We start from the raw sequence: 14779 nt of genomic DNA, 5'->3' as shown, positions 1-14779 counted from the left end.
CTTCGACGGGTGCCGAGATTAACGCAGGTAGTGCCAATGCGAGCGAAGTTGGGATTGTTTGCCCAGCCAATAGTTCGTTACTTGGGACTTTTTGCGTCTGTGACCTCAAAACTCAAGAAGACGCGACAAGTACTGCGTGCATTCCAGCCGCCCCTCAGCCGTTGATGTGTATGGCTGGTGCTGAAGCTGGTCGCCCCATCCTCCCTGCGACTGCCGAGAAATACCGCTCCGAAACCGATTGGTCCGACTCCGGCCCCGAGGCCTTGTCCTTCACGCGCACCTATCGCAGCAACTGGGCAGGTGATTCGACCCGGGCGAGCAACCCACTCGGCCAAGTCTGGTCGCATAACTTCAGCACGAGACTTGTTGCCACGCCTGCCACTGCTCCGCTGGGCGTAGCCATCACCACCGGCGAGGGCTATGTTCGGACCTTTGGCAAGCCGGCAGGCGCCACCACCTGGACCGCGAGCAACAGCGCCGACACACTGGTGCAGCAGTCCTCTGGCGCCTGGACCTACCACCGCACCGACGACGACACCACGCTCAGCTTCGACGGCTCGGGCAAGCTGCAGACCGAAGCAAACCGCAACGGTTGGGCCACCGCCTATACCTACAACGGTGCCGGCCAACTGGCCTCAGTCACGAATGGCTTCGGTCGAACCCTCGTGTTTGCGTACAACAGCGCGGGGCAGTTGGCTTCTGTCACGACACCCGATGCGCGTGTCATCGCTTACGCCTACGACAGCACGGGCCGCCTGTCCTCTGTTCTGTACCCCGACGGAAAGTCCCGAAGTTTTGTCTACGAGAACACTTCGTTTCCCCAGGGGCTGACCGGCATCTTTGATGAGGCTGGTGTTCGCTGGGGCACGTTCGCATATGACAACTCAGGCCGTGCAATCAGCACCCAACTCGCGGGCTCCGTCGATAAGTATCAAGTCAGTTACTCATCGGCGGGTGCTGCCACGGTAGTTGATCCGTTGGGCACGAGCCGCAACTACAGCTATGGCACCACGCTGGGCAAGCTCGCCGTCACTGGAGGCTCATTGCCCTCAGGCGAAGGCAAGAGCGATGCTGCCAGCCGTGTACAAGATGCCAATGGCCTGATCACCAAGGAGACCGACTTCAAGGGGGCGATCAGCACGACGACATGGGATGTCGCCCGCCGCCTGCCCACGACCGTGGTCTACGCCTCAGGTACGCCCGATGCGCGGACGGTGGCCACTCAATGGCATGCAACTTTTGCGTTGCCCGCGCTCGTGACCGAGGCCGGCCGCACTACTGCCTACACCTACGACACGCTGGGCAACACGCTGTCGAAGACCGTCACCGATACGGCCACCAACAAAGCCCAGCTCTGGCAGTGGACCTACACCCCCCGAGGCTTGGTAAGTACCCAGACGGAGCCCAACGGCGCAGTCACCAGCTACACCTATGACCTCCTCGGCAACGTCCTGACGTCTACCAACGCTCTGAGCCACGTCACCAGCTACAGCTACGACACCTCCAATCGCATCGTCAGCAGTACCGCCCCCAATGGCCTTGTCACTGCCTATACCTATGACGCCCGTGACCGCTTGCTGACCCAATCCGTCGGCGGCCAGACCACCACGCTCACCTACAAGCCCTACGGCACCGTCGAGACGATCACACTGCCTACAGGGCTCGTCCTGACCTACACCTACGACCCAGCCCACCGCCTGATCGGCTGGAGCAACAAGCGAGGCGAGAGCGGCACCTACACCCTCGATGGCATGGGCAACCGCACCACCGAGCAGATCAAAGACAGCGCGGGCACCGTGGCGTGGAACACCGCCCGCACGATCAACAACATCAACCGCCTGAGCGCCAAGACTGAAGGCCCGAATCAGACCAGTTCCTTCGGCTATGACGGCAATGGCGAACTGAACAGAATTGTGAGTGGCGCAAATCCGAGTACCGACCTGAGCCGCGACGGTCTGAGACGCGTCGTGAAGATCAACGACCCTGCGAGCCAGAACGCCTACCTGAGTTGGAATGCCCTCGATGCCGTCACCGAAGCCAAGGACTTCAAGGGCGTCAGCACCACCTACACCCGAGACGCCCAAGGCAACGCCACCACCGAAGCCAGCGCCGACGTGGGCAGCGCCAGCACCCAGTACGACAACCTGGGCCTGCCCAGCCAGATCACCGACGCCCTGGGCCAGGCCACAACAATCACCCGCGATGCATTGGGCCGCCCCACAAGCCTGGTCTTCGCCGACGGCAAGACCACCACCCTGCGCTACGACCTCACGGCCAACAGCAAGGGCTATCTGTCCGAGATCGTGGACCGCAGCGGCACCACCGAGTACACCCGCGATGCCTTCGGCCGTGTCACCCTCAAGAAGCAGACGCTGATCAACGGCAGCGTGCAGCAGGTCAGCTACGGCTACAACGCCAACGGCACGCTGGCGAGCATCGGCGACCCCAACGGCGCCACGCTCACCCACCTGTACGACGCCACCGGCCGCCTTGCGGGCCTGAACTGGAACGGCAATCCCCTCGTCACCGGCATCGCCTGGAACCCGCTGGGCCAGCCCACGGCATGGACCTGGGCGTTTGCAAACCCCGCCGTGGCCGCCAGCCGGGCTTATGACACTGCTGGCCGTCTGACCTCCACCGAGTTCAGCAGCTACGTCTACGACGCCGCAGGCCGCATCACGAGCCTGACGCAGAACCTGTACCAGCCCGGCGACACGGACCCCACGCACAGCACCATCTCGCTGGCGCCGCAGACATGGAGCGTGGGCTACAACAATGTCGGGCGCATCGTGAGCTTCAATGCCACGGGCAACACCGCAGGCTTCGGCTACGACGCCAACGGCAACCGGAACAGCAGCACCCGGGCCGTCAACGGCCTGAGCACCAGCCGCACCTACACGGTGGGCGCGTCGAGCAACCAACTGACGGGCTTCACCCAGAGCATCAACGGCGCGAGCAACACCAGCGTCACCTATGGCTACAACGCAAACGGCGACCTCGTGAGCGATGGCCTGCGCAGCTACACCTATGACGCCGAAGGGCGCCTCGGTGCATCGACCACAGGCGCTACCGATGTCAGCCCGACCACGCGCTACGCGCACAACGCGCTGGGGCAGCGGGTGTTCAAGACCGAGCCGCTGTATCCGCCGAGCCAGGGCAATGCGGCCGATCCCGGGTTCATGCAGAGCCTGATTGCGTTCTTCACCAAGCTGTGGAGCCCGTCGACCAGCCAGGCTGAGCAGTTGGGCTATGCGTATGTCTACGACGAGCAGGGCACGCTGCTCGCAGAGGTGGGCAGCGGGGGTACGAACAGTGCGGGGCAGAGCCAGTACATCTACCTGCCCACGGCCAACGGGCCGATGCCGATTGCGGCAGTAATCAATGGCGCCACGTATGCGGTACACAGCGATCACCTGAACACGCCGCGCAAGCTCACCGATGCAAGTGGTCAAGCGGTCTGGCAGTGGAGCTACAGCGCGTTCGGGGAAGACAAGCCGACGCTGGCGAGGAATCGCTTCGCCAATCCGGAGACGACACCGAATCCGGGCACGACCAACCTCTCCGAGGTGAAGTTCAACCTGAGGTATCCGGGGCAGTATGCGGATGAGGAGTCCGGGTTGTTCTACAACGGGTACCGGACCTACAGCCCCATCACTGGCCGATACACGCAAGGCGATCCGATTGGCTTGGACGGCGGGTGGAATCGGTTCGGGTATGTGGATGCGAACCCGCTGAGTTACAGCGATCCGAGCGGGCTCAGCGCCTTAGGGACAGGTCTTGGGGTCGCAGGCGCTTGGGGTGGTCGGATTGGCGGAGCTATTGTGGGAGAGGCGCTTTTCCCTGCTGGCGGTGGAGTGCCCGGAGCTCTTATCGGCGGAAAGCTGGGCAATTCCGCCGGAGTCGCGACGGGTGATTGGTTGGATTCAATTGTTTTTGCCCAAAATAATAAACAGATTCGCAAGAGAATAGAAAGCTTGGAGAGAAATATTGAAGAGCACAAACAAAAGTTAGATCAAGAGCCTGAATGCAACGCGGCGAACCATTGGAAAAACGAAATAAAAGTATGGGAGGATGAGGTTGCGAGATTGAGGCTTCGGCTTCCTAATGGAAAATAATATGGAAAAGAATAATTTATTGGGTGTGGTGAAAAAAGAGCTAGACAAATATTCGCTTGATGAAAATTTGTCTGGCAGAATTTTTGTGGACCTTTCTGACATATTTGAAGCATGCAAGTGGTTTGTCGACACAATTGAAAGTGAGAAATTCGAGTCATTGAGTCAAGACGAGCTCGAGACGCTGTTAATCAATATTGACGTTAATTTGATTCAGCATATTTCGTATCATTTGGAGTCCCTGCGAAAAGATTTCCCTGTTGTTCTTGACGCAATTGGGCTACCTGAAGACAAAGACAAATAGGTATGAGCGGCATTGTTGACGGCAATGGCACGCTGGCTGCCAAGCAGCGATCACCCGAACATGCCGCGCAAGCTCACGAGCGCGGATGGGCAAGCGGTCTGGCGGTGGAGCTACAGCACCTTCAGGGAAGTCAAGCCGACGCTGGCAAGGTCATGCTCCGCGCAAACGCATTGGACTCCTCGACCGCCTGTGCAACGTTGTTGATGCTGTCGATCAACTGTCGGCGTGGAATGTCCTCGCTCTGGGTTTTGTCCCACGCCCGTCCCAGTAAAAAGAAAAGCCGTTGAAAATCAACGGCTTACTGGTGCCCTCGACAGGAATCGAACCTGTATCTGAGTCTTAGGAGGACCCCGTTCTATCCATTGAACTACGAGGACCGAAGGCAGGGCGAGACTTTACCAGTTCGGTCCTGTCAGTCGTACTTCACCGTATAGATCAGGTCCAGCCCGCTGGTCTGCCCCGCCTGCCCCCGCAGCGTGAGCCTTTGTGTCAGGTCGTAGAAGATGAAGATCGTGCCGAAGGTGCCGCCCAGGCTGCGTTCGTAGGTCACGTAGAAATCCTTCGACAGCCGCTTGCCCAAGGTCACTGCCGACTCGCGCAGGTCGCCGCCGCTGCCGGGGCCCTTGAAGCCGAGTTCGTCCAGGCCGAAGCGGCTGGCCAGGCTGCCGCCGGTGCCGCTGCCGCCGATCTTGCCCAGCAGCGACAGCGCGGCCTGCTGCAGCAGGGCCGACTCGCCGCCGCTGGTGGCCGAGGCGCGGCCCAGGATCACCCATGACAGCGTTTCTGCATCCGACAGCGATGGCTCGGAATAGAGCTTCACGCGCGGTGATTGCGCGCTGCCCGTGATCTGCACGCCAGCGCGCTGCGAGATGTTCGGCCGGATCGCGAGGATGTCGAGCGCCGGGTTGTCGAAGGGGCCGTTGAAGCGCGCCACGCCGGTTTCCACATCGAGCTGCTGGCCGTAGGCGCGGTACTGGCCCTTCACGGTCTTGACTTCGCCGGTGATGCGCGGCGGCGCATTCAGCTTGGTGCTGCGGATCTCCAGGTCGCCTTCGAGCCGGGTGGTGATGCCGCGGCCCTGCACCGCGAAGTCGTCGCCCAGGTCGAAGTTGACGACGATGTCCGGTGGCTTGGCGGTCTGCGGCTTGGCGGCCTGCGCATCGACGCGTGCGGACTCGCGCTTGGCGTCTTCCGCGGCCTCGCGGTCCTTGGCGGCCGAGCGCACGACCACGTCGCTGCCCAGGCTGGGCGCGGTCTCGTCGGGCAGGATGATGACGGCACGGTCGGTCTTGAGCTTGCCGCGCACGCTGAACTGGCCGTTGTCCAGCTTGGCCTGCAGGTCGCCCGAGAGCGTGACCTGCCGGTCGGTGCGCACCAGCACGCGCAGCGCGCGCAACTGGCCTTGCAGGGCCATGCGGATGCCCGATGCGGCGCCGCTCGCGGGGCCCCAACTCATCTCGCCGCTGGCCGAGAGCGAACCGCCATCGGTGCGGGCCTCGCTGGCAGAGGTGCTGCGGTTGCCGCTCTGGCCGGCGATGCGCGCCGAACTGCCGGCGCCGCCTTTGAGCGAGAACTCGGTGATCTCGATGCGCTCGCCCGTCAGCGTGGCGCGCAGGCGTCCGTCGCGCAGGTCGAGCCCTTCGACCGGTGCGCGCAGCGCGAGCTTGTCGGCGCCGAGGGTGCCGTTCCAGCGCGGTGCCGCGCGGCTGCCCGACAGGGCCGCGCTGGCGTCGAGCGTGCCGGCGATGCGCCAGCCCGGCGGCGCGAGCATCGACCACACGCCCAGGTTGGGCAGCGTGGCCTTGATGGTGCCGCCCAGAGGCGCATCGGCCGCCCATTGCCAGCCGCCCGCGCGCTGCTGCACGCGGGTGTTGATGTCGGCGTTGATCTGGCCGGCGCGTTCGCTGTCCCATGCAAGGGTGGCGTGCACCGCATCGCCTTGCGCATCGAGTTGCAGCTCGGCCTTGCGAAGGCCGGCCGGCGTGCTGGGCGCTTCGGCGCCGTTGGCGGCCGTGGCGGAGTTCATCGTGCGTTCGCTGGCGGTGCCCGTGCCGGTGCTCGTGATGCGCGTGACCAGCGCAGCTTCGCCGGCCTGTACGCGGATGTCGCCGCTCTGGCGCGCGAGCCGTGCCTTGGCGCGCAGCGTGTCGCCGGCGTCGATGTCCCAGTCGCCGTCGAACATCAGGTCGCCGCTGATGCCGAGTTCGCTCAATGTCGAGCTGGCACCCAGCGCGCCGGCCCATGCCATCGGCAGGCCTTGCATCTGCCCCTTGGACTGCAGGCGGAACACACGGTTGGGCGCCGCACCGCTCTGGCTGAAGCGCAGCGGCTGCCAGTCGATGCGCACGGTGCCGGGCACCGGACCGCGCAGCGTCGCTGCTGCGGCGGAGGCTTCGACGTCGAGGCGGCCTGCGTTCGTGCCACTGCCGGTTCGCACGGTGGCGGTGACTTCGCGGCTCAGTTCCACCACCCACGGGTTGCCGGGGCGTGCGCTGTCTTGCGCCTGCAGGCGCAGGCTGGCCAGCGCCGCGCGCCATTGGTCGTTGCCGGCGATGCCGCCGCTGGCGCGCGTGTCGATGGTGAACTTCTGGGTGCCGGTGGTGGCCTCGCCCTGCAGCGTGAGCGTGGCTTGCGCAAGGCTGCCCGCGAGGTCGGCGCGCAGTTCGCGCAGTTGCACCGTGGTGGCGGTGCCGCCGGCCTCTGCGGCCGGCAGGTGCAGTTCGAGGCGGGGCACGCCGAGCGCGGCCTTGAGCGTGGGTTCGGTGATGCCGCGCTGCGCCGGCGCATTCGCGTTCTGCAGCCGGCGCTGGATGGTCTGCCAGCCGCCTTGCCAACTGGCGTCGAGCTTCGCGGAGCCCTTGGCGCTGGCATTCGCGAACATGCCCGAGAGCCCCGGCAGGCTTTGCACCCAGCGCTGCAGGGTGTCGGCATCGTCGATGCTGGCCTTGATCTCGCCGCCGCCCGTGGTCGGTGCGATGCGGCCCTCGAGCTGCGCGCCGCCGCCCGGCAGTGTGAGGTTCAGCTTGCCGCTGCCGGCCTGCTCGGCCACGCGCACCTGCAGCTTGCCGTCGATGCTGGCGCGCTGGGCTTCGATGCGCAGCGTGCGCAGGTCGAGCACCTGGTCTTTCCACTGGCCCTGGGCCAGTGCGCGGTCGAGCGCGAAGCCCGGCAGCGCCTTGCTGCCCGTACCACCGCCTGCGCCGCCTTCGGCGCGCAGTGCGGCGTCGAAGCTGATGGTGTCTTCGCGTTGCTGGGCCTTGAGCTGGCCGCTGACGGGCGCGCCCGAGAGTTCGCTGTACAGCGCCGCTGGCCGCACACCGCGCACGGTGGCCTGTGCCTTCCAGGGCGCGGGAGCCGGGCTCCAACTGCCTGCGGCATCGATGCGGCCGCCGCCGGCACGCACGGTGGCTTCGGGAATGGTCCAGTTCGTGCCGTCGAAGCCCACGCGCGCTTGCACCTGTTCGACCGGCAGCTTCTCTTCGTCCCACGGGCCTGACACGGCATTGCGGATGTCGGCCGAGGCCTTCCATGCAGCGGGGCCGGTGTCGGCATCGGGTTCGAGCGAGACGGTGCCGGTCAGCCGGGTTTCGGGCGCGCCGGGCCACAGGCTGGAGGCGTCGACGTTGCGAAGGTCGGCCTTGGCGTCGATCACCGGTTGCGGCAGCCAGGGTGCGATCTGCGCCTGCAACTTCGCTTCCATCGGCGCGTCGGCGTTTTCTTCGGCGGGCTTCAGTTCGGCCGCGACCTGCAGACGCGCCGCCTTGCCCGACAGCGTGCCCTTCACCGTGGCTTCGGCCAGCACGTCGATGTTGTGGTCTTCGGCCAGCGGCGCCTTCACGCGGCCGTCGAGCGCGGCATCGATGGCCATGGGCGCCGGGCCTTGCAGCTTGACGCGCGCGCTGTAGTGGCCGTCGGCAATGTCCACGCCCTTGACTTCGAGCGCGTGCTCGGCGGCCTTGTAGCTGTAGTTGCCCGTGAGGTTGGTTGCCGCCAGCGCGGGTGGGCCGGCCCAGCGCAGGGTGTCGATGCGAAACGGCAATTCCACTTCGACCGGCAGCGCGAGCTGTTCCAGTGGCTCGGTGGGCTTGTCGCTCGGCGGGCCGCGGCGCTCGATCAGCACCTGCTTTGCGTGCACCTCGCCGAGCTGCACCTTGCGCTTGAAGAGCGGCGCGAGCTGCCAGCCGATGGTGGCGTCATCGACCTCGATGGCGATGCTCTCGCTTTGATACTTCAGCCAGCCGATGTGCCCGCCGCTGCGCAGCGAGCCGGTCACGTCGCGGCTTTCGAGCGACTGGCCTGCGGGCAGCCGTTGCGCAGCCTGCGCCAGCGCGAAAGCCAGCGACTGGTTCGAGCCCAGCCACCACCAAGCGCCCGCGCCCAGCAGCAGCACCGCGATGAACAGGCCGAGCACCGTCCAGGCCAGCGCGCGCATCACCCGGCGCATGCGCGAGCGCCTGGCGACAGGAGGCGTGGGCGAGGGTTCGGGTTCGGTCGACATCGGTAAGGGGCAGGGTCAGAAGGTGAAGCCGAGGCGAAAGTGCAGGCGGAACTTCTTCGTGTCCACGCCATAGGCCAGGTCGGCCTGCACCGGCCCGACCGGGCTGCGCCAGCGCGCGCCGACACCCACGCCCACCTTGGGCTTGAGCTCGCCGGGCTTGTCGGCCACGGCGCCGGCATCGACGAACACCACACTTTCCCAATCGGTGAGCTTGTCCTTGTAGACGTAGGGGCGCTGCCATTCCGCGCTCAGCACGCCGAGGTAGCGGCCCGCGACGGTCTGGCCGTCCGAGCGCACGGTGCCGATCTGCTTGTAGCTGTAGCCGCGCACGGTGGTGTCGCCGCCGGTCAGGAACATCAGCGTCGAGGGGATCTGTGCGCTGTCTTTCGCCGAGACGGCGCCGGCTTCGGCGCGCAGTTGCAGGCGGCTGCTGCGCGCGCGGGTTTCCTTGTCGTCGGACGAGCCCAGCACCAGCGGCAGCACGCCGAGCCAGCGCACATAGGTGCGCGTGAAGGGCGTGCGCTGGCCGGTCAGCGTGTAGCCCGCGGCCAGTTCCAGCGCAAGGCCGTAGCCGCGCGAGGGCGCGGAGTTGCTGTCGAAATAGCGCCCGGTCCAGCCCCAGTTGGCGGTCACGGCCGAAGCCGAGGGCGGCGCGTTGACGCCGCGGTTCTGGGCGTAGTCGTACTGCAGGAAATAGCTGCGGTCGATGTGGTCGCTCGACTTGTTGCGGCCGCCGCGCAGCCGGCCGCTGTCGACGATGTAGCTGCCCGACTCTTCGCGCTTGATCTCGCTGCCGGCGAACCAGCGCCAGCCGTGGTCGTCGGGAATCGCGTTCCACTCGGTGCCGAGCGACTTGATGTCGCGGTCGACCGACAGCCGCGAGACCGCGCGCCAGCCGAGCAGCGGGATCTGGTTGTGGATGTGGTCGATCGACAGGCGCGGGCCGTTGTCGGTGGTGAAGCCGGCGCCCAGCACCACCTTCTGCAGCGGTGCCTCGCGCAGTTGTGCGGTGACGGGGGCGAACTGCGGGTTGCCGCTCTCGGTGTCGAGCGTGAGGAACACCGAGTCGTAGTAGCCGCTGCTGGCCAGGCGCTGCTGGGCATCGAGCAGCTTCTGCTGGTCGTAGTCGGTGCCGGTGGGCAGGCGGGCGATGCGGCGCGCGCCGTCGGGGTCGTAGCGCTTGAGGCCGTGCAGCACCAGCGGGCCGAACTTGTAGGCCGGGCCCGACTGGTAGGTGACATTCAGGCGGGCCTCATGGCGGTCGGCATCGACCTCGGCGCGGCTGATCTCGATGTTGCCCGTGGGAAAGCGCTTGGCCGTGAGGCTGCGCAGCGCGGTGGTCTTGGCGTTGTCCCAGGCCTGCTGGGTGAAGGGCTGGCCGGCGCGCAGCGCCCATTCGGTGCGGATCGTGTCGCGCTGGCCTTCGGCAGCCGCATCGTCGGCAATGGCACCGCCGTAGCTGATCTGCACGTTGCTCACCTTGGTGATGTCGCCGGGCGCGACCGTGATGACGATCTCGCGCGGGGCCTTGGTGCTGTCGGGTGTCTCGTTGAGTTCGAGCGTCAGCGTGGGCGTGAAGTAGCCGAGGGTGCCGAGCAGTTCGCGGGCATTGCCCTCGGCAGCCACCATGAGGCGCGAGATCTCGGTGGCGCCCAGGTCGTCGAGTTCACGGTAGCGCTGGATTTCGAGATGCAGCGTGAGGTAGTCGCGCACATCCTCGGGGCCGCGCACATCGACGGTGAAGGCATCGCGGCGATCGGCCTTGGCCTTGTCGTCGTCCTTGCTGCCTTTGCCGTCCTTGGCGGTGCTGTCGGCATTGCCGGCGCGCACGAGACCGGCCACGGGCTTGCCTTCGGTGTCGTCTTTTTTCGGCAGCAAGCTGCAGCCTTGCAAAAGCAGGACGCCTGAAAAAAGCAAAGCCGGCAACCACGCCGGCGCAAAAACGGAAACCACCCTGACCATGGGCGGATTCTGACAGCAAGACCTACCGGTTCCTGAAGGGGCCGGAGACAGAGGGCGTCGTCCTACTTGCTTACTTGGACAACATGCGCATTGCTTCCTCGAGCCCCCGCAGGGTGAGGGGGTACATGCGGTTCGACATCAACTGCTGCATCACAGAGATGCTCTGGCGGTACTGCCACACGCCCTGGGGCTCGGGGTTGATCCACGCGAACTTGGGGAAGGTGTGCGTGAGGCGCTGGATCCACTCGGCACCGGCCTCTTCGTTGTTGTACTCGACACTGCCGCCGGGCTGCAGGATCTCGTAGGGGCTCATGGTCGCGTCGCCGACGAAGATGAGCTTGTAGTCCTTGTTGTACTTGCGCAGGATGTCCCAGGTCGCGAACTTCTCGGAGAAGCGGCGCTTGTTGTTCTTCCACATGAAGTCGTACACGCAGTTGTGGAAGTAGAAGAACTCCAGGTGCTTGAACTCGGTCTTGACGGCCGAGAACAGCTCTTCCACGCGCTGGATGTGCTCGTCCATCGTGCCGCCCACGTCCATCAGCAGCAGCACCTTGACGTTGTTGTGGCGCTCGGGCCGCATCTTGATGTCGAGGTAGCCGGCGTTGGCGGCGGTCGAGTGGATGGTGTCGTCCAGGTCCAGCTCTTCCTCATGGCCTTCGCGTGCGAACTTGCGCAGGCGGCGCAGCGCGACCTTGATGTTGCGCGTGCCCAGTTCCTGGCTGTCGTCGTAGTCCTTGTAGGCGCGCTGGTCCCACACCTTCACGGCGCTCTTGTTCTTGCCGGCACCGCCGATGCGGATGCCCTGCGGGTTGTAGCCGCCGTTGCCGAAGGGCGAGGTGCCGCCGGTGCCGATCCACTTGCTGCCGCCCTCGTGGCGTTCCTTCTGCTCCTCGAAGCGCTTCTTGAGCGTTTCCATGAGCTCGTCCCAGCCCATCTTCTCGATCTTGGCTTTTTCTTCGGCCGTGAATTCGCGCTCCAGCGTCTTCTTGAGCCAGTCGAGCGGCACTTCCTTGGTGAAGTCGGTCAGCATCTCGACGCCCTTGAAGTAGGCGGCGAAGGCGCGGTCGAATTTGTCGTAGTGCTTCTCGTCCTTCACGAGCGCGGTGCGCGAGAGGTAGTAGAAGTCGTCCAGGCCGTAGGCGCCGTCGGAGTTGGGCCCCACCACGTCGGCCTTCAGGGCTTCGAGCAGCGTGAGGTATTCCTTGACCGACACGGGCAGCTTGGCCGAACGCAGGGTGTAGAAGAAGTCGATGAGCATGAAGCGCTCCTTGTGTTTCGTTCAGCCGCGCGGCTTGTCGAGCAGGTACAGCAGCTGCGCTTTCACTTCGGGCCATTCGCCCGCGCGCAGGCTGTACATCACGGTGTCGCGGATGGTGCCGTCGCGGCGCATCGCGTGGCCGCGGATGACGCCGTCTTTCTTCGCGCCCAGCCGCTCGATGGCGCGCTGCGAGGCGAAGTTGAAGTTGTCGGTGCGCCAGCCCACCACGTTGCAGCCGAGCGTGTCGAAGGCGTGGCCGAGCATGAGCAGCTTGCAGGTGGTGTTGACGTGCGTGCGCTGGCAGCGTTTGGCGTACCAGGTGTAGCCGATCTCCACGCGCTTCACGCCCGGCAGGATGTCGTGAAAGCTGGTGCTGCCGAGCACGGTGCCCGTGGCGGCCTCGGTGACGGCGAAGGCAAAGCGGTCGGCGGTCTTGAGCGCGGTCTCGATGTAGGCGCGGGTGTTCTCCGGTTCGGGCACGGACGTGACACGCAGTTTCCACAGCTCGCCGTCGGCAGCCGCGGCGCGCAGGCCTTCTTCATGGTCGAGCGACAAGGGCACCAGCGCGATGTCGCGGGCCTTCAGCGTGACAGGTTCGACGAACGCCATCTTTTGTCCCACTCTCTTCGAGCTTGTGTCGGCTTCAGCCGCGCGGGTCGCCGTACTTGCGCACGTACCAGACCCGTGCCGCCTGCGCCCCGGCACCGCCGCCCAGGCCGACCAGCGCAATGCCGAAGATCTCGCGCTTGCTGTAGTCGCCGGCGCCGAAAGCGTCGAGCCCGAGCAGCAGCCCGAGCCCGCGGCCGAGCAGCGCGCCCACCACGAACAGCACGGCCTGGGCAACGCCCAGCTTCATGAGCTGTTTGGTGGAATGTGGTTGTCGGCTCATGGGCTCAACGGTTGTTGCGTTGCATGAAGACGAGCTTCTCGAACAGCGTCACGTCTTGTTCGTTCTTGAGCAGCGCGCCCACCAGCGGCGGCACGGCGACCTTTTCGTCCTTGCTCTGCAGCGCTTCGAGCGGAATGTCTTCGGCCACCAGCAGCTTGAGCCAGTCGAGCAGTTCGGAGGTCGAAGGCTTCTTCTTCAGGCCCGGCAGGTTGCGCACGTCGTAGAAGGTCTTCATCGCGGCCGTGAGCAGCTCTTGCTTGAGGCCGGGGAAGTGCACGGCGACGATGTGCTTCATCGTCTCGGCATCGGGGAACTTGATGTAGTGGAAGAAGCAGCGGCGCAGGAAGGCGTCGGGCAGTTCCTTCTCGTTGTTCGAGGTGATGAACACCACCGGCCGGTGCTTGGCGCGGATGAGCTCGCGCGTCTCGTAGCAGTAGAACTCCATGCGGTCGATTTCGCGCAGCAGGTCGTTCGGGAATTCGATGTCGGCCTTGTCGATCTCGTCGATCAGCAGCGCTACCGGCTCGTCGGCCGTGAAGGCCTGCCAGAGCACGCCCTTGATGATGTAGTTCTGGATGTCCTTGACGCGTTCGCCGCCGTCGAGGTCTTTCAACTGCGAGTCGCGCAGGCGGCTCACGGCGTCGTATTCATACAGGCCCTGCTGCGCCTTGGTGGTCGACTTGATGTGCCACTGCAGCAGCGGCAGGCCAAGCGATTGCGCCACTTCCTCGGCCAGCATGGTCTTGCCGGTGCCCGGCTCGCCCTTGACGAGCAGCGGACGCTTGAGGGTGATCGCGGCATTGACCGCGAGCATCAGGTCCTGTGTGGCGACGTAGTTGTCTGAGCCCTGGAATTTCATGAATGAGACGGAGGCTGGGGGTGGAGAAAAGAACACACTCGACACGCGTTGTGCAGCCTCAGGGTTGGCCTGCACAGGGATCCGGAAGACCCCTGCATATAATCGATGTTGATTCGAAAAACTGTAGCTCCACGAGATTGTGCGCGCAAAATGAACAAGTTGTTGACCACGATGTTTGCCCTTGCTGTCGCTTGCGTGACGCTCTCGGCACAAGCCCAGCAAGTCACGGGCAAGGCCCAGGACGGGGCCAAGAAGGTTGCGATGTGCGTGGGTTGCCACGGCATCATCGGCTACCAGGCCAGCTTCCCGGAGATCCACAAGGTGCCCATGATCGCGGGGCAAAGCGCCACGTACATCACGTCGGCTCTCACGGCCTACAAGGGCGGTGACCGCAAGCATCCGACCATGCGCGCCATCGCCGACACGCTCACCGAGCAGGACATGGCCGACCTCGCCGCCTACTACAGCCAACTGGGCGTGAAGGAAGGCGATGCACCACCGGCCGCGCTGGCCAAGGCCACGCCGGAGAACATCCAGGCCCTGATCGCACGCGACAAGGACAACAGCTGCACCAAGTGCCACGGCGCCAACTTCAACACGCCGAACGACGGCACCGTGCCCAAGCTGGCCGGCCAGCATGCCGACTACCTCTTCGTTGCGCTCAAGTCGTACCGCGTCAAGAACAACCCGCACCTGGGCCGCTCGAACGCGGTGATGGGCCAGCAGGTCGAACCCAAGAAGTTCACCAACGCCGAGCTGAAGACGCTCGCGACCTACATCAGCTCGCTGCCCGGCGAACTGAAGACGGTGCCGGAGTCACGCATTCACCACGGCGCGGAATAAGCGTTTCGCTCCCAACAAAAAGCCCGCACGATGCGGGCTTTTTTGTGTCCGGGA

10 protein-coding genes and 1 tRNA gene are annotated in these 14779 nt (G+C 64.9%); 4 read left to right on the top strand and 7 right to left on the bottom strand.

All coding sequences use genetic code 11. The annotated features are described in order from the left end of the window. Positions 1–170 precede the first annotated feature (170 nt). The 3 genes from H7F35_RS07190 to H7F35_RS07180 are packed head-to-tail and all read left to right on the top strand — an operon-like array spanning position 171 to position 4703. Positions 171–4115 (top strand): RHS repeat-associated core domain-containing protein, encoded by a 3945-nt coding sequence (locus tag H7F35_RS07190; protein WP_187112237.1) that lies wholly within the window; start codon positions 171–173, stop codon positions 4113–4115. Between the two features lies 1 nt (position 4116). After that, complete coding sequence (locus H7F35_RS07185) at positions 4117–4416, top strand: hypothetical protein (protein ID WP_187112236.1); 300 nt, start codon at positions 4117–4119, stop codon at positions 4414–4416. Positions 4417–4418: 2 nt separating this feature from the next. Beyond that, positions 4419–4703: a hypothetical protein gene (locus H7F35_RS07180; RefSeq protein WP_187112235.1), complete on the top strand. Its 285-nt coding sequence runs from the start codon at positions 4419–4421 to the stop codon at positions 4701–4703. Positions 4704–4718: 15 nt separating this feature from the next. Here the strand turns inward: H7F35_RS07180 and H7F35_RS07175 are convergent. From H7F35_RS07175 to H7F35_RS07145, 7 genes are all read right to left on the bottom strand, one after another. After that, positions 4719–4793: transfer RNA gene (locus tag H7F35_RS07175), tRNA-Arg, on the bottom strand. Positions 4794–4828: 35 nt separating this feature from the next. After that, on the bottom strand, positions 4829–8914 hold the full coding sequence (locus H7F35_RS07170) for a translocation/assembly module TamB domain-containing protein (RefSeq protein ID WP_187112234.1): 4086 nt from the start codon (positions 8912–8914) through the stop codon (positions 4829–4831). Between the two features lie 15 nt (positions 8915–8929). Then, complete coding sequence (locus tag H7F35_RS07165) at positions 8930–10876, bottom strand: autotransporter assembly complex protein TamA (RefSeq protein WP_187112233.1); 1947 nt, start codon at positions 10874–10876, stop codon at positions 8930–8932. Between the two features lie 70 nt (positions 10877–10946). After that, positions 10947–12134 (bottom strand): vWA domain-containing protein, encoded by a 1188-nt coding sequence (locus H7F35_RS07160; protein ID WP_187112232.1) that lies wholly within the window; start codon positions 12132–12134, stop codon positions 10947–10949. Positions 12135–12155: 21 nt separating this feature from the next. Further along, entirely contained in the window at positions 12156–12743 is a 588-nt protein-coding gene (locus H7F35_RS07155; RefSeq protein ID WP_187112231.1) for a GNAT family N-acetyltransferase, read from the bottom strand. A 34-nt stretch (positions 12744–12777) separates the two neighbouring features. Beyond that, positions 12778–13023, bottom strand: a complete 246-nt coding sequence (locus tag H7F35_RS07150) for a hypothetical protein (RefSeq protein WP_187112230.1) — start codon at positions 13021–13023, stop codon at positions 12778–12780. A gap of 4 nt (positions 13024–13027) precedes the next feature. After that, positions 13028–13882, bottom strand: a complete 855-nt coding sequence (locus H7F35_RS07145) for an AAA family ATPase (RefSeq protein ID WP_187112229.1) — start codon at positions 13880–13882, stop codon at positions 13028–13030. A 150-nt stretch (positions 13883–14032) separates the two neighbouring features. Between H7F35_RS07145 and H7F35_RS07140 the strand changes: the two genes are divergently transcribed. Continuing rightward, positions 14033–14725, top strand: a complete 693-nt coding sequence (locus tag H7F35_RS07140; RefSeq protein WP_187112228.1) for a c-type cytochrome — start codon at positions 14033–14035, stop codon at positions 14723–14725. Positions 14726–14779 lie beyond the last annotated feature (54 nt).

The sequence above is a fragment of the Variovorax sp. PAMC26660 genome (genome assembly GCF_014302995.1).
In the GTDB taxonomy this organism is placed as follows: domain Bacteria; phylum Pseudomonadota; class Gammaproteobacteria; order Burkholderiales; family Burkholderiaceae_C; genus Variovorax.
The sequence above is the reverse complement of the archived record's forward strand: the minus strand, read 5'-3'. Positions and strand labels throughout refer to the sequence as shown.

Bases quoted from the DNA above. Each gene is read 5' to 3' on its own strand.
- H7F35_RS07190 (WP_187112237.1), top strand. From the start codon at position 171: ATGGCTGGTGCTGAAGCTGGTCGCCCCATCCTCCCTGCGACTGCCGAG.
- H7F35_RS07185 (WP_187112236.1), top strand. From the start codon at position 4,117: ATGGAAAAGAATAATTTATTGGGTGTGGTGAAAAAAGAGCTAGACAAA.
- H7F35_RS07180 (WP_187112235.1), top strand. From the start codon at position 4,419: ATGAGCGGCATTGTTGACGGCAATGGCACGCTGGCTGCCAAGCAGCGA.
- H7F35_RS07170 (WP_187112234.1), bottom strand. From the start codon at position 8,914: ATGTCGACCGAACCCGAACCCTCGCCCACGCCTCCTGTCGCCAGGCGC.
- H7F35_RS07165 (WP_187112233.1), bottom strand. From the start codon at position 10,876: ATGGTCAGGGTGGTTTCCGTTTTTGCGCCGGCGTGGTTGCCGGCTTTG.
- H7F35_RS07160 (WP_187112232.1), bottom strand. From the start codon at position 12,134: ATGCTCATCGACTTCTTCTACACCCTGCGTTCGGCCAAGCTGCCCGTG.
- H7F35_RS07155 (WP_187112231.1), bottom strand. From the start codon at position 12,743: ATGGCGTTCGTCGAACCTGTCACGCTGAAGGCCCGCGACATCGCGCTG.
- H7F35_RS07150 (WP_187112230.1), bottom strand. From the start codon at position 13,023: ATGAGCCGACAACCACATTCCACCAAACAGCTCATGAAGCTGGGCGTT.
- H7F35_RS07145 (WP_187112229.1), bottom strand. From the start codon at position 13,882: ATGAAATTCCAGGGCTCAGACAACTACGTCGCCACACAGGACCTGATG.
- H7F35_RS07140 (WP_187112228.1), top strand. From the start codon at position 14,033: ATGAACAAGTTGTTGACCACGATGTTTGCCCTTGCTGTCGCTTGCGTG.